29 protein-coding genes are annotated in these 25,601 nt (G+C 64.9%); 19 read left to right on the forward strand and 10 right to left on the reverse strand.

Annotated elements, in window-relative coordinates:
* The first annotated feature begins 150 nt into the window (after positions 1-150).
* From QW881_RS03535 to QW881_RS03555, 5 genes are read left to right on the forward strand one after another with little or no spacing between them, the layout of a single operon-like run.
* Complete coding sequence (locus QW881_RS03535) at positions 151-1,158, forward strand: ABC transporter substrate-binding protein (protein ID WP_315756189.1); 1,008 nt, start codon at positions 151-153, stop codon at positions 1,156-1,158.
* Between the two features lie 52 nt (positions 1,159-1,210).
* The gene (locus tag QW881_RS03540) at positions 1,211-2,026 is read left to right on the forward strand and encodes an ABC transporter permease (RefSeq protein WP_316158024.1); all 816 of its coding nucleotides are present in this window, start codon (positions 1,211-1,213) and stop codon (positions 2,024-2,026) included.
* Positions 2,027-2,030: 4 nt separating this feature from the next.
* Positions 2,031-2,816: an ABC transporter permease gene (locus QW881_RS03545; protein ID WP_316158023.1), complete on the forward strand. Its 786-nt coding sequence runs from the start codon at positions 2,031-2,033 to the stop codon at positions 2,814-2,816.
* A gap of 5 nt (positions 2,817-2,821) precedes the next feature.
* Positions 2,822-3,874 carry an ABC transporter ATP-binding protein gene (locus QW881_RS03550; protein WP_315756186.1) on the forward strand — a complete coding sequence of 351 codons (1,053 nt, stop codon included), beginning with the start codon at positions 2,822-2,824 and terminating at the stop codon, positions 3,872-3,874.
* A gap of 7 nt (positions 3,875-3,881) precedes the next feature.
* Positions 3,882-4,724, forward strand: a complete 843-nt coding sequence (locus QW881_RS03555; RefSeq protein WP_315756185.1) for a phosphodiesterase — start codon at positions 3,882-3,884, stop codon at positions 4,722-4,724.
* A 36-nt stretch (positions 4,725-4,760) separates the two neighbouring features.
* Here the strand turns inward: QW881_RS03555 and phnF are convergent, their stop codons facing one another.
* Complete coding sequence (gene phnF / locus QW881_RS03560) at positions 4,761-5,486, reverse strand: phosphonate metabolism transcriptional regulator PhnF (protein WP_315756184.1); 726 nt, start codon at positions 5,484-5,486, stop codon at positions 4,761-4,763.
* A gap of 118 nt (positions 5,487-5,604) precedes the next feature.
* Here phnF and phnG point away from each other — a divergent pair, with 118 nt between their 5' ends.
* From phnG to QW881_RS03605, 9 genes are read left to right on the forward strand one after another with little or no spacing between them, the layout of a single operon-like run.
* Positions 5,605-6,060 (forward strand): phosphonate C-P lyase system protein PhnG, encoded by a 456-nt coding sequence (gene phnG, locus QW881_RS03565; protein WP_315756376.1) that lies wholly within the window; start codon positions 5,605-5,607, stop codon positions 6,058-6,060.
* Positions 6,060-6,671 (forward strand): phosphonate C-P lyase system protein PhnH, encoded by a 612-nt coding sequence (phnH, locus tag QW881_RS03570; protein ID WP_316158022.1) that lies wholly within the window; start codon positions 6,060-6,062, stop codon positions 6,669-6,671. The genes phnG and phnH overlap by 1 nt, the downstream gene beginning before the upstream one ends.
* Positions 6,672-6,674: 3 nt before the next feature.
* Positions 6,675-7,778 carry a carbon-phosphorus lyase complex subunit PhnI gene (locus QW881_RS03575; protein WP_316158021.1) on the forward strand — a complete coding sequence of 368 codons (1,104 nt, stop codon included), beginning with the start codon at positions 6,675-6,677 and terminating at the stop codon, positions 7,776-7,778.
* Positions 7,775-8,659, forward strand: a complete 885-nt coding sequence (locus QW881_RS03580; protein ID WP_316158020.1) for an alpha-D-ribose 1-methylphosphonate 5-phosphate C-P-lyase PhnJ — start codon at positions 7,775-7,777, stop codon at positions 8,657-8,659. The genes QW881_RS03575 and QW881_RS03580 overlap by 4 nt, the downstream gene beginning before the upstream one ends.
* Positions 8,652-9,446, forward strand: a complete 795-nt coding sequence (phnK, locus tag QW881_RS03585) for a phosphonate C-P lyase system protein PhnK (RefSeq protein ID WP_315756180.1) — start codon at positions 8,652-8,654, stop codon at positions 9,444-9,446. Before QW881_RS03580 ends, phnK begins: the two co-directional genes overlap by 8 nt.
* Before the next feature lie 19 nt (positions 9,447-9,465).
* Positions 9,466-10,164 carry a phosphonate C-P lyase system protein PhnL gene (phnL, locus tag QW881_RS03590; protein WP_316158019.1) on the forward strand — a complete coding sequence of 233 codons (699 nt, stop codon included), beginning with the start codon at positions 9,466-9,468 and terminating at the stop codon, positions 10,162-10,164.
* A 15-nt stretch (positions 10,165-10,179) separates the two neighbouring features.
* Positions 10,180-11,337 (forward strand): alpha-D-ribose 1-methylphosphonate 5-triphosphate diphosphatase, encoded by a 1,158-nt coding sequence (locus tag QW881_RS03595; protein WP_315756178.1) that lies wholly within the window; start codon positions 10,180-10,182, stop codon positions 11,335-11,337.
* Positions 11,334-11,975, forward strand: a complete 642-nt coding sequence (gene phnN, locus QW881_RS03600) for a phosphonate metabolism protein/1,5-bisphosphokinase (PRPP-forming) PhnN (protein ID WP_315756177.1) — start codon at positions 11,334-11,336, stop codon at positions 11,973-11,975. Before QW881_RS03595 ends, phnN begins: the two co-directional genes overlap by 4 nt.
* The gene (locus tag QW881_RS03605) at positions 11,953-12,564 is read left to right on the forward strand and encodes a pyridoxamine 5'-phosphate oxidase family protein (protein WP_315756176.1); all 612 of its coding nucleotides are present in this window, start codon (positions 11,953-11,955) and stop codon (positions 12,562-12,564) included. Before phnN ends, QW881_RS03605 begins: the two co-directional genes overlap by 23 nt.
* A 46-nt stretch (positions 12,565-12,610) precedes the next feature.
* Here the strand turns inward: QW881_RS03605 and QW881_RS03610 are convergent, their stop codons facing one another.
* The 3 genes from QW881_RS03610 to QW881_RS03620 form a co-directional block, all read right to left on the reverse strand.
* Positions 12,611-12,832 (reverse strand): hypothetical protein, encoded by a 222-nt coding sequence (locus QW881_RS03610; protein ID WP_315756375.1) that lies wholly within the window; start codon positions 12,830-12,832, stop codon positions 12,611-12,613.
* A gap of 1,288 nt (positions 12,833-14,120) precedes the next feature.
* Positions 14,121-14,444, reverse strand: coding sequence for a multidrug efflux SMR transporter (locus QW881_RS03615; RefSeq protein ID WP_315741019.1), 324 nt, complete (start codon positions 14,442-14,444; stop codon positions 14,121-14,123).
* A 195-nt stretch (positions 14,445-14,639) separates the two neighbouring features.
* Positions 14,640-14,900, reverse strand: a complete 261-nt coding sequence (locus QW881_RS03620) for a hypothetical protein (RefSeq protein WP_315756174.1) — start codon at positions 14,898-14,900, stop codon at positions 14,640-14,642.
* A 213-nt stretch (positions 14,901-15,113) separates the two neighbouring features.
* On the opposite strand from QW881_RS03620, the gene QW881_RS03625 reads away from it, so the two are divergent.
* Positions 15,114-16,088: a quinone oxidoreductase gene (locus tag QW881_RS03625; RefSeq protein ID WP_316158018.1), complete on the forward strand. Its 975-nt coding sequence runs from the start codon at positions 15,114-15,116 to the stop codon at positions 16,086-16,088.
* Positions 16,089-16,178: 90 nt separating this feature from the next.
* Here the strand turns inward: QW881_RS03625 and QW881_RS03630 are convergent, their stop codons facing one another.
* The 3 genes from QW881_RS03630 to QW881_RS03640 all read right to left on the reverse strand — a co-directional run bounded on the left by QW881_RS03630 (position 16,179) and on the right by QW881_RS03640 (position 19,062).
* A complete protein-coding gene (locus tag QW881_RS03630; protein WP_315756172.1) occupies positions 16,179-16,454 on the reverse strand; it encodes a hypothetical protein in 276 nt (91 codons plus the stop codon).
* Positions 16,455-16,671: 217 nt separating this feature from the next.
* Complete coding sequence (locus tag QW881_RS03635; protein ID WP_315756171.1) at positions 16,672-17,673, reverse strand: hypothetical protein; 1,002 nt, start codon at positions 17,671-17,673, stop codon at positions 16,672-16,674.
* 771 nt (positions 17,674-18,444) lie between these two features.
* The gene (locus QW881_RS03640) at positions 18,445-19,062 is read right to left on the reverse strand and encodes a helix-turn-helix transcriptional regulator (RefSeq protein ID WP_315739119.1); all 618 of its coding nucleotides are present in this window, start codon (positions 19,060-19,062) and stop codon (positions 18,445-18,447) included.
* Positions 19,063-19,212: 150 nt separating this feature from the next.
* On the opposite strand from QW881_RS03640, the gene QW881_RS03645 reads away from it, so the two are divergent.
* Positions 19,213-19,743, forward strand: a complete 531-nt coding sequence (locus QW881_RS03645) for a GcrA family cell cycle regulator (protein WP_315756170.1) — start codon at positions 19,213-19,215, stop codon at positions 19,741-19,743.
* Between the two features lie 52 nt (positions 19,744-19,795).
* Positions 19,796-20,395 (forward strand): DUF6456 domain-containing protein, encoded by a 600-nt coding sequence (locus tag QW881_RS03650; RefSeq protein ID WP_315756169.1) that lies wholly within the window; start codon positions 19,796-19,798, stop codon positions 20,393-20,395.
* A 68-nt stretch (positions 20,396-20,463) separates the two neighbouring features.
* Here QW881_RS03650 and QW881_RS03655 read toward each other — a convergent pair whose 3' ends face one another.
* Complete coding sequence (locus QW881_RS03655) at positions 20,464-20,820, reverse strand: hypothetical protein (protein ID WP_315739114.1); 357 nt, start codon at positions 20,818-20,820, stop codon at positions 20,464-20,466.
* A gap of 249 nt (positions 20,821-21,069) precedes the next feature.
* On the opposite strand from QW881_RS03655, the gene QW881_RS03660 reads away from it, so the two are divergent.
* The gene (locus tag QW881_RS03660; protein WP_315756168.1) at positions 21,070-21,480 is read left to right on the forward strand and encodes a hypothetical protein; all 411 of its coding nucleotides are present in this window, start codon (positions 21,070-21,072) and stop codon (positions 21,478-21,480) included.
* A gap of 45 nt (positions 21,481-21,525) precedes the next feature.
* Here QW881_RS03660 and bamA read toward each other — a convergent pair whose 3' ends face one another.
* Entirely contained in the window at positions 21,526-23,769 is a 2,244-nt protein-coding gene (gene bamA / locus QW881_RS03665; RefSeq protein ID WP_409998987.1) for an outer membrane protein assembly factor BamA, read from the reverse strand.
* 312 nt (positions 23,770-24,081) lie between these two features.
* Between bamA and QW881_RS03670 the strand changes: the two genes are divergently transcribed.
* Positions 24,082-25,137, forward strand: coding sequence for a hypothetical protein (locus QW881_RS03670; protein WP_315803617.1), 1,056 nt, complete (start codon positions 24,082-24,084; stop codon positions 25,135-25,137).
* A gap of 223 nt (positions 25,138-25,360) precedes the next feature.
* On the opposite strand, the gene QW881_RS03675 is transcribed toward QW881_RS03670, so the two are convergent.
* A complete protein-coding gene (locus QW881_RS03675; RefSeq protein ID WP_315712992.1) occupies positions 25,361-25,594 on the reverse strand; it encodes a DUF6894 family protein in 234 nt (77 codons plus the stop codon).
* Positions 25,595-25,601: the final 7 nt, after the last annotated feature.

A 25,601-nucleotide genomic window follows, 5' to 3' on the forward strand; every position in this document is an offset into this window, starting at 1 on the left:
GCATCTGAAGGTTGCGATCGTTCGTTGACGAACGATCAAGGTGCGGCTTCGGCTGTGTGCGCTGCACTTTCTGTCGCAAATCCTTCATGTGCCGCCGTTAGGGGAAGCTCCGGAACTGGCCGCCGTGCCAGGAATACGGAGTCTGTCTTCATGAAGGTCACCCGCCTCGTTCTCGCTCTTCTCGCGCTGTGTGTTGCCGCGTCGTGGCAGCCGGCCAAGGCCGCGGACGTCATCTGCTACAACTGCCCGCCGGAATGGGCCGACTGGGCCTCGATGCTCAAGGCGATCAAGACCGATCTCGGCTACGACATTCCACACGACAACAAGAACTCCGGCCAGGCGCTGGCGCAGATCCTCGCCGAGAAGAGCAACCCCGTCGGCGACATCGGCTATTTCGGCGTCACCTTCGGCATGAAGGCGAAAGCGCAGGACGCGCTGGAGGCTTACAAGCCCGCGAATTGGGATCAGGTCCCCGCCGGCTTGAAGGATGCGGATGGCTACTGGACCACGATCCACTCCGGCACGCTCGGCCTGTTCGTGAACAAGGACGCGCTCGGCGGCAAGCCCGTTCCGGCCTGCTGGAAGGATCTGCTCAAGCCCGACTACAAGGGCATGGTGGGCTATCTCGATCCGAGCTCGGCGGCCGTCGGCTATGTCGGCGCCGTTGCCGTGAACCTTGCGCTCGGCGGTTCGCAGGCCAATTTCGAGCCGGCTCTTACGTTCTTCAAGGATTTGCGCAAGAACGATCCGATCGTGCCGAAGCAGACGTCCTATGCGCGCGTCGTCTCGGGCGAGATCCCGATCCTGTTCGACTACGACTTCAACGCCTACCGCGCGAAGTATACCGAGAAGGGCAATTTCGAGTTCGTCATTCCCTGCGAGGGCTCGGTGGTCTTCCCCTATGTGGTCGGCCTGGTGAAGAACGCGCCCGACAAGGACAAGGCGAAGAAGGTCATCGACTATCTGCTCTCCGACAAGGGCCAGGCGATCTGGACCAATGCCTATCTGCGTCCGGCGCGCCCGATCGAGCTGCCGGAATCGGTGAAGAACAAGTTCCTGCCGGACAGCGACTACGCTCGCGCCAAGAGCGTGAACTGGGGCGATATGGAAGCCGCACAAAAGGGCTTCGTCGACCGCTACCTGTCCGAGGTTCGCTAAAGGAGCGCCGTGCCTCCGCCGGAGACGATCCGGCGGAGGTGCACTTGATCACATGTCGCACAAATCCTTCATCCGGCTCTGTTTGCTGCCCCTGGGAGCCGTCACCTCTGCATTCTTCCTGTTGCCGATGGCGAGGCTGCTCGTCACCGGCGCCGAGGGACTGCACGGTCTGGCCGAATATCTCGCCATCATCCTTGAGCCGCGCTACCGCACGACACTTCTCAACACGCTGACGCTGGCGGCGGCCACCACGATTGCAACCCTGGTCATTGCGACGATCGCCGGCCTGTTCCTGCAGCGTCACCGGTTTCCGGGCCGCGCGATCCTGGTCGCGATCCTGACGTTTCCGCTCGCGTTCCCGGGCGTCGTGGTCGGCTTCATGATCATCCTTCTGGCTGGCCGCCAGGGGATGATCGGGGAGGTCTCGTCCCGGTTCACCGGCGACAAGCTCGTATTCGCCTATTCGATCTACGGGTTGTTCCTCGGCTATCTCTATTTCTCGATTCCGCGGGTGATCCTCACGATCATGGCTGCCGCGCAGAAGCTGGACCCCGGTCTGGAGGAGGCGGCCCGATCGCTCGGTGCGAGCCCCTGGGCCGTGCTGCGCGACGTGATCCTGCCGGCGCTGACCCCGGCGCTGATCGCGTCCGGGGCGATCGCGTTCGCGACGGCGATGGGCGCGTTCGGAACGGCATTCACCTTGGCCACGAACATCGACGTGTTGCCGATGCTGATCTACACGGAGTTCACGCTGGCCGGAAACATGGCCACCTCGGCGGCGCTCTCGGTCGGCCTTGGCCTGATGACCTGGCTGATGCTTGCATTGGCGCGCTCCTTCGCCGGCAGCTCGGTGGCAGCGGCAGGGTAGGCACGTGCGCGACAGAGCCGTCTTCATTCTTCAACTGCTGTTCACACTGCTCGTCGCCGCCTTCCTGGCCGTGCCGGCCGGCCTTTCGATCGCCGCGGGCGTGACCGTCAACTACTTCCGCGGCATTCAATCCGGCGTGACGCTGCAGTGGGTGGCCCAGGTCTGGGAGCTCTACGCGGGCACGATCATGGCATCGACCCTGATCGCGCTGGGCACGCTGGCGGTCACGCTCGTGGTCGGTGTTCCCGCTGCCTACGCGCTCTACGTTCGCGGCGGACGGCTGGCGCGGCTGGTCGAGGAGATCATCACCTTGCCGCTCGCGATTCCCGGGCTCGCCATCGCGCTGGCGCTGCTACTCACCTATGGTGGCTTCGGCAGCTTCCGCCGCTCATGGCTGTTCATCCTCGCCGGGCACGTGATCTTTACGATGCCATTCATGGTGCGGTCCGTCATGGCGGTGTTCTCGACGATCGACGTGAAGTCGCTCGACGAAGGTGCCGCATCGGTCGGAGCCGCGCCATGGCGCCGCTTCATCGACGTCATCGTTCCCAACGCCGCGCCCGGCATCCTGGCGGGCAGCCTCATGGTGGTGACGCTATCTCTCGGAGAATTCAACCTGACCTGGATGTTGCATACGCCGCTGACCAAGACGCTGCCGGTCGGCCTCGCCGACAGCTACGCATCGATGCGGCTGGAGGTCGCATCCGCCTACACGCTGATCTTCTTCGTGATGATCATTCCGCTGCTCGTGGCGATGCAGTGGATCGGCGAGAGAGGAAGCCTGAGGTGAGCCCGATGACCCGGCATGGAGCCGCCCTCAAGGTGGAGAATTGCGGCAAGACCTTTGCCGACGGGACCTGCGCGCTCGCGCGCGCCACGCTCGACATCGCGCAGAGCGAGACGCTGGTGCTGTTGGGGCCGTCCGGCTGCGGCAAGACCACGCTGCTGCGGATCGTGGCCGGGCTCGAAACACCCGATGCGGGCGGGCGCGTGCTGTTCGGCGGCAAGGATCTGACGAGGCAGCCGATCGAGAAGCGCAATGTCGGCATGGTGTTTCAATCCTACGCGCTGTTCCCCAACATGACCGTCGCGGACAATATCGGCTACGGGCTCAAGATCCGCGGCGTGCCCAAGCCGGAGCGCGCCGCGCGGGTCGCGGAGCTAGTCACGCTGACCAACCTCGCCGGCCTCGAAGATCGGCGAATCGATCAGCTCTCGGGCGGCCAGCGCCAGCGCGTCGCGCTGGCGCGCGCGGTCGCGATACGGCCGAGCGTGCTGCTGCTCGATGAGCCGCTCACCGCGCTCGATGCGGCCTTGCGAGAGCGCCTGCGCGGTGAGCTCAACGGCTTGTTGCGCACGCTCGGCATCACGGCGATCTACGTCACGCATGACCAGGCTGAAGCCATGGAGCTCGGCGACCGCATCGTCGTGATGCGCAAGGGCGCCATCGCTCAGATCGGGACGCCGCGCGAGATCTATTTCTCGCCCGCCGATCGATTCGTCGCGGAGTTCGTCGGCGCGGCCAACATCATCGAGGCGCCGATCGACGGCGCCCAGCTCGTTCTGCCGGGAGGTCGGCAGCCGATCGCCGATCCCGGTCCATGTAACCTGGCGGTGGCGATGGTTCGGCCGGAAACGATCGGGATCGTCGATGCCGCGGCATCGAGTCTGACTGGCGTCGTCGACAGCGTCCGCTTTGTCGGCGACCGGCAGCGGATCATCGTCCGCGACGCCGCCTCAATTGCACTGACCGTGGACGCGCCGAATTCGATCAGGCTCGCTGCGGGAGAGCGGATCGGCCTGCGGATTGCACCGGACTCCATTCGGCTGTTGCCGGAGAAAGGCTGATCTGCTGATGACCAAGAGTCCCGTCACCATCGCACAGATTTCCGATCTGCACATCAAGGCGCCCGGCCGGCTCGCCTACCGCCGGGTCGATACGGCGCGCGCGCTGGCCCGTTGCATCACGGAGCTCAACCGGTTCGAGCCGAAGCTCGATCTGGTGGTGATCTCGGGCGATCTCGTCGATACGCCGTCGTCGGCCGAGTACGCTCATCTCAAGGATCTTCTCGCCGAGCTCGAAACTCCATTCGTCGCCGTGCCCGGCAATCACGATTCACGCGAGCTGATGCGCGCGGCGTTTCCGGATGCTCTGCATGGTCAACCCACCGGTCCGCTGAACCGGTGCGTGGAGTTGGCCGATCTCGATCTGCTTCTGCTCGATTCCAGCGTGCCCGGCCATCCGCATGGCGAGCTCGATGAAGCGAGTCTGCAATGGCTCGACGCCGCGCTGTCCGGATCAAGCGAAAGGCCGGCCCTGCTGTTTCTGCACCACCCGCCGTTCGCCACTGGCATCTGGCACATGGACCGGCAGAACCTGCGCAACGCCGACGATCTCGCGGCCATCCTCACGCGCCATCCGCGGGTGCAACTGATCGGATGCGGTCACGTTCATCGCGCGACGCTGACCCGGTTTGCCGGCATCCCCTGCACGATCTGCCCGGCGCCGAACCATGCCGTCGCGCTCGACCTGTCCCAGCTTCGCCCGCCATCCTTCCGGATCGAGCCGCCGGCCTTTCACCTTCATGCCTGGTTTCCAGGACCGGGATTTGGAACGGTCGTCACGCATCAGATGCCGATCGGAGATTTCGACGGGCCGCATCCGTTCTTCAATCAAGATGGCACGCTCATCGACTGAGCGCGCAAGGACGCGACAAAGCGATGGACGTCTGGTCTAGCTCTCGACCTCGAAGGTCACGCGCTCTGCGGCGAAGCGCGAGCGCTTGCTGACGAGCGGCGTCCCATCGGCATCGATGTCGGTGCTGTCGACCACCAGCACCGGACGGCCCAGCGCGAGGTCGAGCCGTGCGGCGTCGCTCGCATCGGCGATGGCTGCCGTGATCCTGGTCGCACCGCGGCGATAGTCGCGAATGCCGTAATGCGCGAGCAGCGCCGTCATCGAGCGGACCGACGCGAAGATGTGACCGGCCTCGGGAAATCGCTCGGACGACAGCCAGGACGTGCTGACGCAGATGGGGGTCTTGTCGGCAAGACGCAGTGCATCAATTCGGACCAGCGGAGCACCCGTCTTCAATCGCAGCTCGCGCGCGAGTTCGCGCGTCGCGGACTCTTCGGACGCTGCGATCAACTGCCCGCGCGGCTCACGCCCGCCGGCGCCCACGATCTCGGAGAACCTGGTTCGCGATCTCAGGGGATATGACAGACGAGGCGCTTCGACATAGGTGCCGCTGCCGCGCTCGGCGCGCACGAGACCGCGCTCTGCCAAGGTGGCGAGCGCGCGCCGTACCGTATGACGGTTGACGCGGTAGGTTTCGGCGATCTCGGTCTCGCCGGGCAGGCGCGCGCCGGCGGCGAAGCGGCCGTCGGCGATGTCGCGCTCGATGCCGTCGGCCACCCGCCGCCACAGCGCCACGCCCGAATCGGCGCCCAGCATGCTCATCGCGGCTCCCCGCTGTCCGGCCTCAAAATCACGTCCATGTCATAAAACAGTCATGGCGCTTCGGTACGAAGTTGTCTATTAACATAGACAACTTCGCGACGGCAAGATCGGGATGAAGATGGACGGCGAGACGGCGATGCAGGACCGGCGCAGGGCGGCGATGCGGGTATTGGCGCATGCCTCGCATGCGGACATCCGCGCCAGGCTCGATGGCCTCGCGCTGCCTGAGCATCGCGACCTGCGCCCGGCGGAGAATGGCCTCGTGATGCTGCGGGGCCGGATCGGCGGTGATGGAGCGCCGTTCAATGTCGGCGAGGCGACGGTGTCGCGCGCCGCGGTGCGGCTGGAGAGCGGCGAGGTCGGGTTCGGCTATGTGCTGGGACGCGACGCCGCCAAGGCGCGTTTGATGGCGCTGTGTGACGCGATGATCCAGTCATCAAGCCACACGCGATCGATCGAGACGCAGGTGGTTGCGCCGCTGCAGGCGCAGATGCGCACTTCGCGCGAGCGCCGCGCAGAGGAGGCTGCGGCCACGCGTGTCGATTTCTATACGATGGTGCGAGGAGAAGGCTGATGGCTGCTGCCGCTTCCGATCTGCAACACGGTTTCGCCGACAATGTTCTGTCCGCGCAATCGACCTTCCGTACCGTCATGGAGGCCATGGCGCGTCCGGGAAATGTGCGGCAGGTCGAGGTCAATGTCGGCCGGCCCTCGTCCTTGATGCCTGGTGCCGCCGCGATCGCGTTGACGCTGTTCGATCACGATACGCCGATCTGGCTCGATGCGCCGCTCGCCGGCACGCCCGAGGTCGGCGCCTGGCTCAAGTTTCACACCGGGGCGCCGATCGTCGCCGATGCCGCGCTCGCCAGTTTTGCGCTGGTCGCGGAGCCGCAAGCGCTGCCTTCTCCGAGCTCATTCGCGCTCGGCAGTGCTGAGTACCCCGATCGCTCGACGACGCTGATCCTGCAGGTGCCGAGCTTGTCCCGAGGGCCGGCGTTGAAGCTGCGCGGTCCGGGCATCGACGGGGCGACGTCGCTCTGTGCAACGGTCGCGCCCGTCGACCTGTTCGAGCGGCTGTCGATCAATGAGAAGCTGTTTCCGCGTGGTGTCGATGTGGTGCTGGTCGATGGCTCGTCCATCGTCGCCATCCCGCGAACGACCCGACTCGTTTCCGCAGGAGAGTGAGGCATGTATGTCGCCGTCAAGGGTGGCGAACGCGCCATCGAGAACGCGCACCGGCTGCTGGCGCACGAGCGCCGGGGTGATCGCGATGTGCCGGAGCTGTCACTGGCGCAGATCTCCGAGCAGTTGGGGCTTGCCGTCGATCGTGTGATGAGCGAGGGCTCGCTGTACGACCGCGAGCTCGCGGCGCTCGCAATCAAGCAGGCGCGCGGTGATCTGATCGAGGCGATCTTCCTGGTGCGCGCCTTCCGCGCGACCTTGCCGCGCTTCGGCGCAAGCGAGCCGGTCGACACCGGCGCGATGCGGGTGCAGCGGCGCGTCTCGTCGACCTTCAAGGACATTCCCGGCGGCCAGGTGCTCGGGCCGACCTTCGACTATACGCATCGGCTGCTCGATCCGCAGTTGGCGGCAGGCGGCGAGCCGGAGCCGCCGGTCCGTGCCGAGGCGCCGAATGCGCCGACGCCACGTGTCACCGACATTCTCGGCCAGGACGGGTTGATCGAGCCGTCGCCGCAAGCCGAGGTTGGCGCGCCGGTCGGCGATCTCACCCGCGATCCCCTAGGCTTTCCCGCCGATCGTGATCTGCGGTTGCAGAATCTCGCACGCGGTGACGAGGGGTTTCTGCTCGCGCTCGGCTACTCGACCCAGCGCGGCTATGGCCGCAACCATCCCTTTGCCGGCGAAATCCGCTTCGGCGAAGTCGAGGTCGAGTTCTTGGCCGAGGAGATCGGCTTTGCGGTGCCGCTCGGATCGGTCGAGCTGACCGAATGCCAGATGGTGAACCAGTTCAAGGGGTCGGCCACCGAGCCGCCGTGCTTCACGCGCGGCTATGGCCTCGCCTTCGGGCAGAGCGAGCGCAAGACCATGTCGATGGCCCTCGTCGACCGCGCCTTGCGGGCGCGCGAGCTCGGCGAGGACATGGTCGCGCCGGCGCAGGATGAGGAGTTCGTGATGTCGCACTCCGACAACGTGCAAGCGACCGGGTTCGTCGAGCATCTGAAGCTGCCGCATTATGTCGACTTCCAGTCCGAGCTCGGACTGCTGCGCAAGCTGCGCCAGGAGTTCGCTGAGGCCAATGCCGCTCCTGAATTGAAGGAAGCTGCGGAATGAACGCGCCGACGTACAACTTCGCTTATCTCGACGAGCAGACCAAGCGGATGATCCGCCGCGCGATCCTGAAGGCGATCGCGATTCCCGGCTATCAGGTGCCGTTCGCGAGCCGCGAGATGCCGATGCCCTATGGCTGGGGCACCGGCGGCGTGCAGGTCACCGCCGCCATTCTCGGTCCCGACGACGTGCTCAAGGTCATCGACCAGGGCTCGGACGATACGACAAATGCGATCTCGATTCGCAAGTTCTTCGCCAAGACCGCGGGCGTCGCGACCACGACATCGACGGAAGAGGCGAGCGTGATTCAGACCCGTCACCGAATTCCCGAGGCGCCGCTTCACGAGGGGCAGGTGCTGGTCTATCAGGTGCCGATCCCGGAGCCGCTGCGCTTTCTCGAGCCGCGCGAGACCGAGACCCGCCGCATGCACGCGCTCGCCGAATATGGCCTGATGCACGTCAAGCTCTATGAGGACATCGCACGCTTCGGTCACATCGCGACCTCCTACGCCTATCCGGTCAAGGTCAATGCGCGCTACGTGATGGACCCGTCGCCGACGCCGAAGTTTGACAATCCCAAGATGGACAATTGCCCTGCGCTGCAATTGTTCGGCGCGGGACGCGAGAAGCGAATCTACGCCATTCCACCCTATACGTCGGTCGTCTCGCTGGATTTCGAGGACCATCCGTTCACGCGCTACAAGTTCGACGCGCCCTGCGCGCTGTGCGGCGCGGAGGATTCCTATCTGGACGAGATCGTGACCGACGACAAGGGCAGCCGCATGTTCGTGTGTTCCGATACCGATTACTGCGAGGGCCGCCAGGCGTCCGGACATCGTGGCGCGCAGAGCGCCGCCCCGCACAAGGAGAGCGCCCATGGCTGAGATGATCAGAGCCTCCGATCAGCCGCTGCTCGTCGCCGAAGGGCTTGCAAAGAGCTATGGCCGGTTGGCGGCATGCCGCGATGTCTCCTTCGTGCTCTATCCCGGCGAGGTGCTCGCCATCGTCGGCGAGTCAGGCTCGGGCAAATCGACACTCTTGCAGATGTTGTCGGCGCAACTGGCGCCGACGGCTGGCCGCGTGTCCTATCGGATGCGTGACGGGGTGCTGCGCGATCTTGCCGGGCTCGGCGAGGCCGAACGCCGTTTTCTATTCCGCACCGATTGGGGCTATGTCCATCAGGACCCGGCGCAAGGCCTGCGCATGGCGGTTTCGGCGGGCGCCAATGTCGGCGAGCGGCTGATGGCGGTCGGCTGGAATAACTATGGCCGGATCAGGCAGACCGCCTCGTCATGGCTCGCGCGCGTGGAGATCGACGTCGCCCGTATCGACGATGCGCCGCGGACCTATTCCGGTGGCATGCGGCAGCGGCTGCAGATCGCGCGCAATCTCGTGACCGAGCCCAGGCTCGTGTTCATGGATGAGCCGACCGGAGGACTCGACGTGTCCGTGCAGGCGCGCCTGCTCGATCTGATGCGCAGCCTCGTCAACGAGCTTGGGCTCGCCGCCATCGTCGTGACCCACGATCTGGCCGTGGCGCGGTTGCTGTCTCATCGTGTGATGGTCATGAAGGAGGGGCGGGTGATCGAGACCGGCCTCACCGACCAGGTGCTCGACGATCCGCGCGAGCCTTACACGCAGCTCCTCGTATCCTCGATCCTGCCGCCATGATGCAATTGGGCCCAATGCGATGACCGTGATGATCGATGTCGAGAATGCAGAGAAGACCTTCACCATGCATCTGCAGGGCGGCATATCGCTGCCCGTGGTGCGCGGCGTGTCGTTCCAGGTCAAGGCCGGCGAATGCGTCGTGTTGTCGGGACCGTCGGGCGCTGGCAAGTCGTCGATCCTGAAGATGATCTTCGGCAATTACCGTTGCGATGGCGGCCGCATCGGCGTCCTGCACCAGGGCGAGATGACCAATCTCGCCGGCGCCGAGCCGCGCCTGGTCCTGAATGCGAGGCGGCAGACCATCGGCTATGTCAGCCAATTCCTGCGCGCGGTGCCGCGCGTCCCTGCACTCGATGTCGTTGCCGAACCGCTGCTCGCGGCCGGCTTGCCGCGCGACGATGCGCGGGTGCGGGCGGGTGGGCTGCTGCGACGGCTGAACATTCCCGAACGGCTGTGGTCGCTGCCGCCATCGACCTTCTCGGGCGGCGAGCAGCAGCGGGTCAACATCGCACGCGGCTTCATCTCCGAAGTTCCGGTGCTGTTGCTCGACGAGCCGACCGCGTCGCTCGATGCGGCGAACCGCGCGGTCGTGGTCGACCTGATCGCAGCGAAGAAGAAGGACGGAGTGGCGATGCTCGCGATCGTGCATGATGACGAGATCCGCGCGCAGATTGCGGATCGCATGGTCGACGTCATGACATTCGCTGTGGCGGCGTAAAGGGACAAATTGCAGATGAGCGCGAACATGTCCGATCTCGTGATAGGCAATGCCAGGCTGGTCCTCGCCGACCGCGTCGTCGAGCAGGGCTGGGTGGCGATCGCGGGAGGCCGGATCGCGGAACTGGGCGAGGGGGCAGCGCCGGTTGGCAGCCTGGATGCCGGCGGCGACCTGTTGATGCCCGGCCTGGTCGAACTGCACACCGATCACCTCGAAGCGCATTTCGTGCCGCGCCCGAAGGTCTATTGGGATCCCGTTGCTGCCGTCATTTCCTATGACGGGCAGCTTGCGACCGCGGGCATCACGACGGTGCTGGATTCGCTGCGGGTGTGGAGCGAAGAGGGCGCCGAGGGCGTCGACGGCCAGGCCAATGTGCTCGCGGATGCGATCGCGACGGCGCGCGACGGCGGGTTGCTGCGGTCCGATCACTTTCTGCATCTGCGCTGCGAGGTGCCGATGCCGACCGTAGTCGAGGAGGCGCGGCAGCTGGCCGGGCGCCCGGATGTGCGGCTGATGTCGCTGATGGATCATACGCCCGGGCAACGCCAGTTTCGCGACGAAGGCAAGCTGCGCGACTACTATCGCGGCAAGAGCGGCGGCAAGACCGATGCGGAGCTCGACGTGATGTTCGCGCGGCGATTCGCCTATCAGCAGGCCTATGCGGCGCCGAACATGCGCGACATCGTTGCGCTGGCGAAGACCCATGACGTGCCCCTGGCCAGTCATGACGACACCACCGAGGAGAACGTCGCGGACGCGATCAAGGACGGCATCGCAGTCGCGGAGTTTCCAACCACGATGGAAGCCGCGCGGGGCCTTCACCAGGCGGGCATCAGCATCCTGATGGGCGCTCCCAACGTCGTGCGCGGCGGGTCTCACTCCGGCAATATCGCCGCCGTGGACCTCGCGCGCGAGGGCCTGCTCGACATTCTGTCGTCGGACTACGTACCGTCGAGCCTGCTGATGGGTGCGCTGCAATTGCCGCAGCGGGTGCCTTCCATCGATCTTGCCGCAGCCGTCCGCACCGTCACCAAGGCGCCCGCCGATGCCGTCGGCCTGCATGATCGCGGTGAGATCGCCGCAGGCAAGCGTGCGGACTTGATCCGTGTTCATGTCGCGGGCCAGTTGTCGGTCGTGCGCAGCGTCTGGCGGGAAGGACAGCGGGTGGCATGAGCGGAACCGAGGTTGCATCGGCGAAGACGCCCGCGAAGCTCGGTCCCGGCCGCCTGATCCTGGTGGTCGGGCCGAGCGGCGCGGGCAAGGACACCTTGCTCAACGTGGCGCGCCGCGAATGCGCCAGCGATGACCGGATCGTTTTTCCGCGGCGGATCGTCACGCGCGAGGCCTCGGCTTTCGAGGATAATCTCGAGATGAGCGCGTCCGCTTTTCGTGAGGCGCTCAGCGCCGGTGAGTTCGCGCTACATTGGGAGGCCCACGGACATGACTACGGCGTGCCGCGCGCGATCAAGAATGACATCCTGGCCGGCCGCATCGTGGTCGTGAACGTCTCGCGAACGATCATTCCCGCCGCGCGCCGGGACTATGCCGACGTCATCGTCGTCGCCATCACTGCGCCGGCGGATGTTCTCGCCGAACGGCTCGGCAAGCGGCACCGTCCGAGTGACGGCGATATCGGTGAGCGTCTTCACCGGGCGGTGAGCGAAGACACCGTGGCGGATGTCACGATCGTCAATGTCGGCGATCCCGAGCCGCACGGTCACAGGCTGGCGGAAATCATCAAGCGACCGATCGACGCAGAACCGATCGGATCCGAGGGAGGAAGCGGCCATGTCGATCATCACCACGATTGAGCAGCTCGAGGCGATCTATGGCGAGACGGGGCTGGCATCGACGGCGAAGGTGGCCGATCGCGTGACGCCGCACTACCGGATCATGATCGAGAAGTCGCCTTTCGTGGCGCTGGCGACGTGTGGTCCCGAAGGTCTCGACTGTTCGCCGCGCGGCGATCTTCCCGGCTTCATCCGCATCCATGACGACAAGACGCTGATGATGCCGGATCGACGCGGCAATAATCGCGTGGATTCCCTGCGCAATATCGTGCGTGATCCGCGGATCGGTCTGCTGTTCCTGATTCCGGGATCGGGCAATACATTGCGTGTGAACGGACACGGTCATCTGTCGACGGCTCCCGATCTGTTGGAGTCGTTCCGGATGGAAGGCAAGCTGCCGCGCTCCGTCCTCGTCATGGCGGTGGAAGAGATCTACTTCCAATGCGCCCGCGCGATCGTTCGTGCCGATCTCTGGAACCCTGACAAGCGCGTCGACCCGCAGCAACTGCCGACGCCGGGACAGATTCTTGCGGCGATGACGGCCAACGATATCGACGGCGCGGCGTACGATCGCGAGTGGCCCGAGCGCGCGCGGAAATCCTTGTGGTGAATTCGGCGCGCGGCTCTTCAAAAAGGGAAGGCCGGGCTCCGAAAGATCAGGCTGCGACATCGAGCAGGCGTGAGGATCCTCTGATGAGAACCTTGCGCCCGGCGACGGTGAGCGTCGCGGCGCCATTGTCGATGGAGGCGAGTCCAAATGCAGTGAGCTCGTCGACAATCATGCCGTTCAGCCTGCGGCGTTCACGCGCGGGAATGCGAAGCGCCTTCAGCGTCTCCCATTGGTCCGGCGTGAGCTCGTGTTCGATTTCCGCGTTCATGCTGCCTCGAATGTTGACGTCCCGCACCCGTCTTAGAAAGTCCGCGTGACGAAGATGCGACCTTCATGCATCCGTACTGATACGGTTCACGTCATTACGCTCGAACCCGCCGGCGATTAATTCAAATTTGAATGATCGCGAATGTGGTGCTGCATTGCAGCTCGCCGTGTTGGTAGCGGTGAACGATCGTCCGGCGTTAACAGATAATTAAGGTGTGTGGGCGGCGCACAACGGTAACGCCGCTGTCACATCGGTGTGTCAAACGGCGCCATCGTCCTGCTCGAATCGGCCGGCGCATGTTTGAAACGAAACACGTTGAATGGCTGACCTGAACGACGTTCCGCCGCTGCAGTCGAACCGCAGAATCTGGTTGCGCAGCCTGTGCGGACTGGCCCTGAGCCTCTCGATTGCGGCTGTGGCCGTGTATGTCCTGGCACGCGCCGTCAAGAAGCTCGACTTCGTTCATGTTCTGTCGATCGTCGAGGCCACGGACCTTCATCTGATCGCGATGGCGCTGGCGTTCATCGTCCTCTCCTACGCCAGCCTCACGCTCTACGACCTGTTCGCGTTGCGGACGATTGGCCGGCGGGACATTCCCTATCGCGCGGCCGCGCTCGGCAGCTTCACGAGCTACCCGATTGCGCACGGCATCGGCGCGGTCGCGTTGATCTCACCGCTGGTTCGATATCGGATCTACGCGCCGTACCGGCTCGGTGCGATCGACATCGCCAATATCAGCTTCCTCACCGGACTGACCTTCTGGCTCGGAAATCTCACCGCGCTCGGCCTGAGCTTGATGATTGATCCGGACGCCTTCGGATGGGTGGAGTGTTGGCCGCCGGCGCTCAACCGTCTCGTTGCCGCGGCACTGCTTTGCGCCGTTGCCGCGTTCGTCGTGTGGAGCTGGCCGGGGCGGCGAAGTGCGCGCTGGCCCGTTCGACTGCCATCCGGGCCCGCTGTGCTGCTGCAGATCCTGGTCGGGCTGTTTGAGCTCGGCGCCGCGGCGCTGGCAATGTACGTCCTCATGCCGGCGGAACTCGGCGTCGATCTGGCGCGGTTGATGGCGGTCTTCATTGCCGCGACCTTGCTTGGATTTGCCAGCCATGCCCCGGCCGGCATCGGCCTGTTCGATGCAACGATCCTGCTGGGCCTGGGCGGCGATCAGGAGCGGCTGCTCGCAGCGCTGCTGATCTTCCGTGCGCTCTATCACCTGCTGCCGTTCGTGCTCGCCCTCGCCGTGTTCGGCAGCGTCGAACTCTCGCGATCCTGCCGGAGATCGTCGCCCGTGTCAGACCGGCGAGTTCAGCTTCAGCCCGATCATGCCGGTGATGATCAGCGTGAGGCAGAACAGCCGCGTCGGATCCGCCGGCTCGCTGTAGAGGATCATGCCGGCGAGAATGCTCCCGGCCGCGCCGATCCCGGTCCATACCGCATAGGCGGTGCCAAACGGCAGTGAGCGCAGCGCGAGCGACATCATCGCGAAGCTGAGCAGAATGGCGATCACGGTGGCGACGCTGGGCCAGAAGCGCGTCAGGCCGTCGGAATGCTTCAAGCCGAGCGCCCAGATGATCTCGAGAGCTCCCGCCGCGAACAGAGCAAGCCAGCCGTTCATGAGGGCCGCGCACCCAACGGCGTAGCATCACCCACGGATCCGAGGCCGACCTCGCGAAGCCGCGGATCGCCTGCATCCAGCAGTCCGGCCATTTCGTCATCTCCGCGCCGGTCGAACCTGCCGTCCATCTGCATGGTTTGCGCGACGCGCATATGACAGCTGCGAGCGCCACGCAGTCATCGGCGTGCCTCGGGTCTATCTCTCCTCCATCATCGTGAATACGAATCCCGTCAGCGTCGCGCCGACAGCAAAGGACAGCGTCAACACACCGACGAAGATCACGAACGTCACGTGCGGATCGAGACTATGGGCGATCAGGGTCGAGATGCCGAACGCATCCAGTTGGGTCAGCGCGAAGGCGAAGCCGAGCCCCATGGCGATGCCCATGAAGGTGTGGCAGGCCAACTCGATCAGGATGGCCAGATAGATCGCTGCGCTGCGTCGTTTGGGCGGCATGGGGCTCGGACTCCACGCTATGGCCCATGAACGCTGGAACGGCAAACGTTGTTCCTGTGCCGGCTGGCAAAGCCGATTGCCAAACCGAGCCGACAGCGGCTACGGATGACCGAGGTTCGGCCGCGGAAGAACAGGGGCTCGAACGGCGTGCAAGGGCGCCGGCGCGGCCGGGCGGCGCGGCGTCGCGCAATCCGACAGGGAGGATGACAACCCATGACGAACGCCATTCGTTTCCACAAGACCGGCGGTCCCGAGGTCCTCGCTTGGGAGCAGATCGAGGTCGGCAAGCCCGGCCCCGGCGAGGCGCGCATCCGCCATACGGCGGTCGGGCTCAACTTCATCGACATCTACAATCGCTCCGGGCTCTATCCGGTCCAGCTTCCGAGCGGACTGGGCGGCGAGGGCGCCGGTGTGATCGAGGAGCTGGGCGAAGGGGTGACGGACCTGAAGGTGGGCGACCGCGTCGCCTACGGCTCGTCGCCGCTCGGCGCCTATTCAGAGGCGCGGCTGATGCCGGCCGCGCTGCTGCTGAAGCTGCCCGATGACATCGATGACAAGACCGCCGCGGCGATGATGCTCAAGGGCCTGACCGCCCAGTACCTGATCCGGCAGACCTACCGCGTCAAGGCGGGCGAGACCATCCTGCTGCATGCCGCCGCCGGCGGCGTCGGCCTCATCCTCAGCCAGTGGGCCAAGCACCTCGGTGCCACCGTCATCGGCACGGTATCCAGCGACGACAAGGCGCAACTGGCCAGGGCGCATGGCTGCGAGCATACCATCATCTATACGCGCGAGGACTTCGTCGCGCGCGTCGGCGAGATCACCGGCGGCAAGAAGGTGCCTGTCGTCTATGACTCCGTCGGCAAGGACACGTTCCTGAAGTCGCTCGATTGCCTCGCGCCGCTCGGCTACGCCGTGCTGTTCGGCCAGTCCTCCGGCACGGTCGATCCGCTCAATCTCGGGCTGCTCGCCCAGAAGGGGTCGCTGTTCGTGACCCGGCCGACGTTGTTCACCTACGCCGCCAAGCGCGAGAGCCTGGTCGCGATGGCCAACGAGCTGTTCGACGTGGTCAAATCTGGTGCGGTGAAGATCGAGGTCAACCAGACCTATCCGCTCAAGGAGGCGGCCCGGGCTCACGCCGATCTCGCGGCACGCAAGACGACCGGCTCGACGGTCTTTCTGGTCTGATCTGGCGCATCCGTCCGGGGTGGCCTGCTGCAGATGCCGGATCACCTGCTTCGTCGTTGCGGGGATCCGACATGGGCCGGCACGGACGGATCAAACCCGCTCGTGCTTGCGCAGGTCACGGAGGTGATCGGACCGGGCGGCCTGCAGATCGGCATCCCGGCCATCGATCTCGGGCAGGGCGGCTTCGGACATGATGTCGGCCGTGATGTCGGCAACCGACCGGTCGACGATCTCGTGAATGAAGCTGACGTTCGAATATTCCCCCGACGCGATACGCGCAACGACGTCGCGCCGGGTCATCTCAGGATCGACCACGGCCTCGCGTCCGCGCCGGCCGTAGTCGATCATCACGACGAAATACTGCATGGAGCGCCAGTTCGCCTTCGGCTGACTGTTATTGCCCCATTATTTCTTTAAATCAGAATTTTGTCAAGGCTGATTCGGTCCACCCTCGCCTCACCGACTCCATCCCCAGCCTGCGCGGCCGTGACCACACCGGCATCAGCACAGAAATAGTCCAGGCGATGTGACGTGGCGTGCGGAAGCATGTTCCTGCGCGCCATGAGGACCGCGTCATCGCCCATCACTGCACGTTGAACGTCGCGCCGGGACATTCGGTGGTCACGCTGATCGGGATCCCCTGCGCCGCCGCCGCGGTCGGCTTCGGCTTCGCAACCACCTTCCAGCGGCCGGGCTTGTTCAGCCAATATCTGTGCCTCGATGTCGCAATGCGGCGCTCGGTATAGGTCGTGCCCTTCCAGATCAAAGGGCCCTTCGGCTTCGGTGCCGCGACCTCATGCCACGGTCCGAACTCGCCGAAGTCCATGAACCACAGATGCCATTCGAGCTTCTGATATTCATGATGGGACGCGACCACCTCGACGATGGGGCGGCCGTTCAGCCACGACACCTCGTCCTCGAGTGGCTTGATCTGCTGGCAACGGGTATGCAACGGCTCCTGAACGCGAAGCAGATCGTCTCGCTGGCTTTGCGCGAGCATCGCCGAGGTGACGGGCAGTCCCACGTTCGGATCATCGGCCGGATATGAGCAGATCGGCACCGTCGGCGGCCCCTGGCCCGTCCAGGGATTGTTGCTGCAATAGACTCGCCTCGTCACCGACGAAATGCCGGTGGTCGCCGTTTCCTCCGCCTTTCCGGTTTCCCGGTCCCAGACACCGCTGAACGTTGTCTTTTGATTCGGCGGACAGGCCACTGTCTTGTGGGCCGTCCACCAGTGCGAAACCTCGAATTCATAGTACGAGTAGCGCGGTTCCGGATACAGCACGGCTCTGACGCTGGTCAGCGCGTGGTGCGCTTCGCACGCCGTTCCATAGGTATCCAGCCAGCACACGAGGTGGAAATTTTCGTTCGGCCAGCATCCCGCACGCGCCGACGACGTGAAGCCGAGTGCGGCGATCACCAAGGTAAAGGCAAGAAGATATCTCCGCATGGCGTTTCCCATGATGGCGTTTCCCCCATTTCCTGCCTGTGCAGCCACAGGTTGATGACAAGTTTGCTCCGGCGCGGCGCCTGGTCCTTGATCGGGATCAATCCGCTTGCGCGACATCGTCAACGCCATGGACATCCCGGTCGGCAGTCGGAGGCGGCGTCGCGCTCGTCGGGCAAATCAGGGGCGATGCGCCCGCTCGATGGTCCGTTTCATGGCTTTCGATCGTCTGCAGAGGACGTGTGCGGAAACGCTTGTTTCGGGCGAGGCTTCAGCGCATTGCTCCGATCCGCCCCGCCGGACCGAAAAATTCTCCTTTCTCTTTTTCGGAATTCGTGATTGTCTAGACGCATCCCGCCTCATGGAGAGGGGCGTATCGCGGTCGTCACGACACGTGGAGGCGGGGAGTGATGGGCGAGCCGGTTTGCAGCGTGGTCATTCGCGCCGACGAACAACACCGGCTCGTACGGTCAAGTCGCGTGGTCCTGATACTCCGATGCCGGTATCAAGCCTGCGCCGGCGCTGACAGCGCCGCGTGGGTGACGGTGACCAACAAGCCCGGCGCACCGGGGAGAACGCGAAGCAGCCGTGAAAACCATCGCGCAGGGAGGGCCGGATCGTTCCGGCTGGACCTGTGGTACCTGCCGCCTGCATTTTTTAAGCAGGCGGGCCACGGGCCTTAGTCGAGGTCCGGCCTTCCCTGCCCCCTCTCGTTTGAAGAGGGTGAGACCACTGTATCACTCGGACGCCTGGGGCGCCGCGAGGCTATGGACGCACATCCCCATATGTCGCTCAGAATTGTTGATCACGACGGCGCAACAGGCGCGGTGCCCACCCTTCCCTGGAGGGGGCCTGGAGGGGGGATGCAGGGGGGAGCGCCTCGGCGTCCCCCGCATCCGGTCTCGAGTCTTACTTGTTCGCCGCGCGGGCGCGCGACTTGGCGGCCGCCTTGGCGCGGATCCGCGAGATCTGGCCGCGCGGCAGGGTGACGAAGATCTCGCCGATCCAATCCAGCTTGACGCCGACGATCGGCTTGGCGTTGAAGCTCTTCAGATTGACCACGGACGGCGATTTGCCGCGCTCGATCGTCTTCAGGTAGCGCTCGCCGGACTTGAGGCGCACCACCGCCTCCTCGCCGTAGAAGCTGGACAGCGGGTGGCGCTGCTCGCGGTAGACGACGATCACGTCGCCATTCTCGTATTTCGGCAGCATCGAATCACCGGAGACCTCGAAGGCGATGGTCTCCTCGGAGATCGGGAAGGGCAGGGCGACCTCGCCGAGGCCCTCGACCGGCACCTGCTCGTAATCCGGCTCGATCACCGAGCCGGCGCCGACGCGCCCCATGACGGGGACGGAATTGAGCTCGAGATACTCTGTAATGAGCGGAATCTCGGCTGCCTTGATCAGGCGCTGGCCGCCGAGGATCTCGGAGACCGCGCCCGGCCGCACGCCCATGGCGCGGGCCAACCCTCCTTTCGTCTTTCCTGGCTTCTCGAGTGCACGCTCGATCATGGCGACGTCCAACATGGCTTTGACCTCTTTTGCGAATCTCGGAAGGGATTATATGTTTCGAATAATCAGAACTCAAGCTTGACTTTTTGTTCGGAATATCGGAAGATTTGGCCGTCGGGTGAGCCGGCGGGTCCGGCGGCCCCGACCCAGAAGGAAGAGGCGAGAATGCAATCCACCGATTGGCCAGACCAACATTCCAAAATGCTGTGCGAGCTTCATGCCCAGGGGCGGTCCTATGCCGAGATCGCGCGCGCCCTCAATGCGCAGTTCGGAACCGCCTATACGCGGAACGCGACGCTTGGCCGCGGCAAGCGGATCGGGCTGGTGGCGCCGGGCGGGCCGAAAGCCGCTCGATCCGAGCCCCGGCCGATGTCCGCAGCGACCCGAACCCGGCGGCGAGGCCCGGACGCGGCGCCGTGGTCGATGCCGTCCCCGCCGAAGCCTGCCGCGCCGGTCAGGCTGCGCTGCGTCGGCCTCAGCCCGCGCCTGCTGTCCCTCGACCAGCTCGAACGCAACGATTGCCGCTACCCCTATGGAGGCGACCGGGACGACGATCCCATCACTTTCTGCGGTCATCCGCGCCAGCCCGGCTCCTGCTACTGCACGCCGCATTACCATCTCACGCGGCTTCCGCCCGATGAGTCCGCCGTGCGCTCCGCCGGCCCTTTGATCCTGCGGCTGGTCGCCGCCGCGTAGAGCGCGGCAAACCCGACCCGAACCGACCCCATCCATTTTCCGGAGACGAGACATGGCGCGCCCCAGACGCAGCAAGCCCCATCGCATGTCCAAGACCCACGACCGGAGAGCTCACGACCTGCCGCGAAATGCAGACGTGATTCCCGTAGAGATCGACGATCCGCTGGCGCTCGAGCCCGGCGAAAAGATCGTCGCGTTGCGATCGGTCCGCAGCGACCCGCTCGGCCGGCTGCACGCGCATAAGCAGCTGGATGACGCCCAATACCGGGCCGGACGGGCGTTCCAGAATGATTGGGAGCGGGCCGAGCGGGGTCCGCAGGCGATCGATCCCTCGCGCGAGCACGTCGACGGCGCCCGTGGGCGCGAGCCGGTCACCGAAGGCCAGAGGCAGGCGGTGCTGCGGCTCAACCGCGCCGAGCGCGAGCTCGGCGCCGACGGGGCGGCGATCACCCATGACGTCCTGGTGCACGGCCTGACCATGGAGCAGGTCGGACACAAGCGGGGGCTCGCCAGCCAGCGCTGGAATGATTATTTCGCCCGGCGCTTCAAGGAGTGCCTGGACCGGCTGGCCGTGGTCTACGGGTTTTCCACCGACAGGATCGCCAGGAAATGCGATGGGGCCGTGCGATCGGGCCGTCGGGGCGAGAGCTAACGGCCGGCACGACCGGCGCTCGTACCGTCGTCGACGGGTACGAGCGCCGGTCGGACAATCGTTTTCCCTCAGGGATGCGGCGTCACGACATAAGTGGTGCTGTAGGGCTCGACGCGCAGCGAGGCATGCGACAGCAAACCGATCTTGGCCGAAGGCGTCATCTGCAGCTCGCCGTTCGGGCCGCGATGAACGTTGTACTGCCAAGCCGCGAGGTCGCCTTTCTGCGCCAGTGCGCGCGCAACGGCGCTGGCATCGCTGCCGCCGATCGTCGCCAACTCGTCGCTATTGAGACCGATGACGATCTCGTCCTTGACGGTCACCACCTTGAACAGCGAGGTCGCGCTGTCGCCGGCCTTCGCCATCGAGGCAGCGAGCGACAGTGTGGCGACGGCGATGAAGATCGGGCGTGTCAGTCTGGAAGGCATGAGGACTCCTGTTGCCGATGGCATGATGGACGGCGTCGGTGTGCAGCCATTGGTTCCCGACGGGCGGCCATCGGTTCGCAGAAATCGATGCGGCGGTGGGTTGAACCAGGGGGCGTGACGTCGCGTCTAAGCGCGATTGCGGGATGCGTACGTGCCGCCTGATGGCCGGGTTGGTCCTGAGTTGACACAGGTCAAGCTGCACGCCCGGGCATGTTGTATCTGGGAACGAGTGAAGTGAAGGGTGATGCCATGTTCAGCGGGAAATATCGATCTCCTTCGGCCGGTGGAAAAATCGCGATTGCGGCCGTCGCGGCCATCGCCGCGGCGGCGAGCGCGCCGGCGCCAGCCCATGCGGGGGCGGCGGGTCCGGCCAACAAGTCGGCGGTCGCGACGGCGACATCCGGCGATTTGACCGATCTCAGCGCTCGTCGGCGCTATCGCCGCGTCTACAGGGGCAATCCAGCCGCCGGCTTGGCCATCATGGGTGCAATGATTGGCACCATCGGCGCAATCGCCGCGCATCAGCACGACGACTACTATTACTATGGGCCCGGCTATTATCCCGGATATTACGGGCCGCCGCGGGTGTACTACGCGCCGCGGCCATATTATGTTCGTCCGTATTACGGCCCGCCCGGTTACTACTACAGTCCGTACTGACCGTACTGACGTGACGCGGCGCTCCGTCCATGTTGCGGTGTCGGCTCAGAAGCCGCCGGCGCTGAAACGGAGCGGCTGCACGACGTCGTACGCCGCCTTGCTGATCGGGACCGCATAGTCGACCGTGAGCGGTCCGAACGGCGATGCCCAGGTCATGCCGACGCCGACCGAGGAGCGCAGCACGTTCCTGTTCGCTACCTGGACATTCTGGGTCGGGCCGCGATAGCCGAACACGGTTCCTGCGTCGACGAAGGCCGATGCACGCAGGCCGTATTCCTGCGGCAATCCAGGAATGTTGCCCTGCAGCTCCGCTGTGGTCGCCCAAAACAGGCTGCCGCCGATATTGTCCATCGTCGATCCAGGCGTCAGATCGCGCGGCCCAAAGCCGCCCGGCGCGAAGCCGCGCACCATGGTGGGACCGCCGAAGAAGCTGTTGAGCAGCGGCGCCTGCTGGCCGCCCCATCCGGTGATATAGCCGCCTTGCGCGCGCACCATGCCGGTCAGGTCGCTGTTGATCGACCGATAATATCGGACGTCGCCCGTGGTCCGTAAGAAGCGAACGTCGCCGCCGAGACCGGCGAGATCCTGCGTCAACTGTGAGCGAATGCCGCTGGTCGGCACCTTGTTGTTGTCGAGGGTGCTGTAGGTGACGGTATTGCCGAGCGAGGACACCGTCTGCCGTCCGGCCGCGACCGCTTGACGGACCGGCAGGGACACCGCCGCCGGCGAGATCCCCGGCGCGAGCACCACCCTTTGGTCGTAGAGCGAATAGCGCCACAGCATGGCGGTCTGCTCGCTGACCGGCATGCCCAGGGTGAGGGCACCGCCATAGGTATTGCTGCCGAACGATTGGAACGTGCTGACCATGCTCTGTCGCGCAAACAGCTCCATGCCAGGTGTCGTTCGACCGAGGGCGTAGGGCGAGGTGAAGGACAGGCTGGCGCCGCGCGCGAACTGGCCGTAGGTGAAGGTGGCCTGCGCAGTGTTGCCGGTGCCGAGCACGTTGCGGTCACCGATCTTCACCTCGGCGAGCAATCCGTCCGTGGACGAATAGCCGCCCGAGACGTTGAAGTCGCCGGTCGCCTGATCGACTGCCTCGACATCCAGCACCACGCGATCCCTGGCCGAGCCCGGCCGCGTCGAGATCTTGACGGTCTTGAAGTAGTTGAGGTTGCGCAGGCGACGTTCGGCGCGGTCGATCAGCGTCCTGTTGTAGGCGTCGCCTTCGCTGACGTCGAACTCGCGCCGGATCACGTCGTCGTGCGTGCGCGTGTTGCCGTGGATCTCGATGCGCTCGACATAGCTGCGTCGTCCCTGCTCGATCTGGAAGGTGACGTCGGCCAGCCGATCCTGCGCATGCCGATTGATCCTGGGCTCGACCTGCGCAAACGGAAAGCCGAGCTTGCCAAGTTCAGTCGCCAGGACGTCCGAGATCTTGTCGATCTTGCTCTGGTCGAACGTGTCGCCCTGCTGCACCAGCAAGGATGTGCGCAGGCGGTCGCACGCCAGCCCCTGCACGTTGCAGGAGACGTCGACTGCGGCGAATTTATAGAGTCCGCCTTCCTCGATCGCAAAGGTGAGGTTGTAGCCGCTATTTGCCGCGTCATAGTCGACGCTCACATTGGAAACCTCGGCATCGGCGTAGCCGTGGTTACGATAATATTGTCGCAGCAGCTCGCGGTCCTCGTTGACGCGATCTGCGTCGTAGACGTTGCCGCCGGTCACGAAGCTCAGCACGTTGGTGGCCGAGGTCTTGATCACCGCGTGCAATTGTCGGGCGCCATAGGCGCGATTGCCTGTGAAGTTGATCGCCCTGACCGGCGTCTTCTTGCCTTCGGTGATGGTGAAGACGAGATCGACGCGGTCGTTGCCGCGATCGATGATCTCCGGGACGACGCGGATGTCGTCGCGTCCAGCGCGATGGTACGTCTGGATGATGCGGGCGACGTCGCCCTGGACGGTTGCGCGCTGCAGGCCGGCTCGCGGCTTTGATAGCACCGCGCCCGTGAGCTCCGCATCCTTCACCTTCTTGTTACCTTCGAAGGCGACGCGATCGAGCACTTTTGCTTCCGAGACGCGGACCACGGTCCGTCCGTCGGCGCGGCTGATCTTCACGTCGTCGAACAGTCCGCTCGCAACCAGCGCCTTCAAGCCGGCGTCGAGCGCGGCGGCGTCGTAGCGCCCGTTGGCGTCAGTGTGGAAATATGATCGCACGGTGTCGGCATCGACGCGCCGATTGCCCTGTACTGCAAGGGCTTCGGCCGCCACGGCCGGCGGCGCGGACGTCATCACCAACAGCGTCGCAACAATCAATGCGACGTGTCGCGATCTGCTGTCACCGCGGTGACGGCTGTCTCGGGCGGTCAACATGCGCGCATCTGCCTGCTCGTAATGTCGGGATGCAAGAGCCGGTGGGCGGCCAAATCATGTCGGGGCCGTGGAGACTTGGGGGCCTGCGATCACGCCTGCGAAGGGTGACCGGCAGGGAATCGAGCGCGGCCGCAGAATCGACGCAGAGTCGATTCAAACGGCGTGCAGCATCGTCCTCATCCGTACGCGCCAGCAGATGCTGATGCGGCGAACGTTTGTCGGGAGCAGACCATGCGCGCGATCGCCTTGGCCCTCATCGCTTGCACCTTCGTTCAATCAGCCCTTGCTGCGGCGGTCGTCCCAGAGATCGACCCACGCGCGTCGCTCGGTGTCGTCCAGAATTGGATCTACAACTATCGCACCAAACCCGACTACGCCCATGTGCCGGCGGCGGTGCGGGTGCTGTTTCACTCGCAGACGTTCAAGGAGCCGGAGAACGCGGGCATCTATCTCGGCTTCATTGCGGGGGCGATCGGCTCCAATCCGGCCAAGGCGGAGCAACTGGTCAACAGCTTCTTTCCCGTGCCTCCCGAGGAGGAGTGGGTGGTCGTGCGGGCCATCGCTTATTCAGGTCTGCCGGATTGGCGCAATCTCATGCGCAGGGTCGCGCCGAAGATGCCGGGCCGCCGCGTGATGATCGACGGCTATCTCAGCGGCGCACAGCCGACCTTGATGGACATCCCATTGGAGGAAACGAAGCCTGGCGTGATGGACAAGCTGCGTGGCGCATTGACGCAGAATCCGTTCAAGAAGGAGGAGCGCAAGCTCGACACTCGGCTCAGCTACGCGACCCACCAGGATCTGCTCGACATCCTCTGGGGTTATTACTTCGCGACCGGCTCGCGCGTACCGATCCAGCGCATCGTGCAGATGCTGCCATGGTCGAAGAGCCGCGACACGGTCGACAAGCTGACCATCGGTAGCATGGCGCGCTATACGCTTGCCAGCTACTCGGTGCGCGATGCCAGCCTGCGCGACTATCTCCGGGAGGAGCTGGCGCGGCAGTCGGGACCGGTCAAGGAGCCGCTCAGGGAGGTGGTTGAGGCCGCCGATACGGTGCAGCTCGGCGCCGTCCGCAAGGATGCCGTCGCCGCGGTCGAGGAGCTGAAGACCAAGGGCTCTGACGCCCGGCGCAACATGGATTTCTGGGGACAGCTCGGCGTCGGCGCCCTTGCGCTCGGCTGCGTCTCGGCTGCGGCGCTGGGGCAGGTCGCCGTCGGCATCCCCTGCGTGATCGGCGGCTCGGCCTCGCAGGGCCTGCTCTCGTTCTGGGAGAAGCAGCAATAGGCCGTCGGTGGCGCAGCGGTGGCGTTCGTTGGCGGCCGGGGGAGGGGAAGAGCCGGTCGAGCGGAGCGGCGGGGGGGCTGACACTCAGGGCGCTCTTGATGCCGAAGCGGCCTGATCGCGCGCCCAACGTGCACACTCAAGGGTTGCTCGGCTTTTCGTTTACTCTACGAAAAGTAGAAAAAATAGTCAGCGCGCAGTCTCTGCTGGCACGCCTATGAAAAAATCAGGACAGGCTGGCCTTCACTGCAGCCGGATAAACCGGCTCACGGTGAACCTCCGCGCCAGATTCGTCGACGACGACGATGGACAGCCTGCGGTCGGTGATGCGCGGGTCGTGCCGGAGTCGCCGGGCCAAATCCCGGCTGTGCTCGATCGCCCCCGCACTCGTCGCAAATTCCAGGCCGGTCCGGTCTCTGGTCGGAATGCCATCCTTCATATCGAAATAATAAGTGCGCATGGTCTTC

Origin of the sequence: Bradyrhizobium sp. SZCCHNS3016 (assembly GCF_032484535.1) — a bacterium.
Taxonomy (GTDB): domain Bacteria; phylum Pseudomonadota; class Alphaproteobacteria; order Rhizobiales; family Xanthobacteraceae; genus Bradyrhizobium.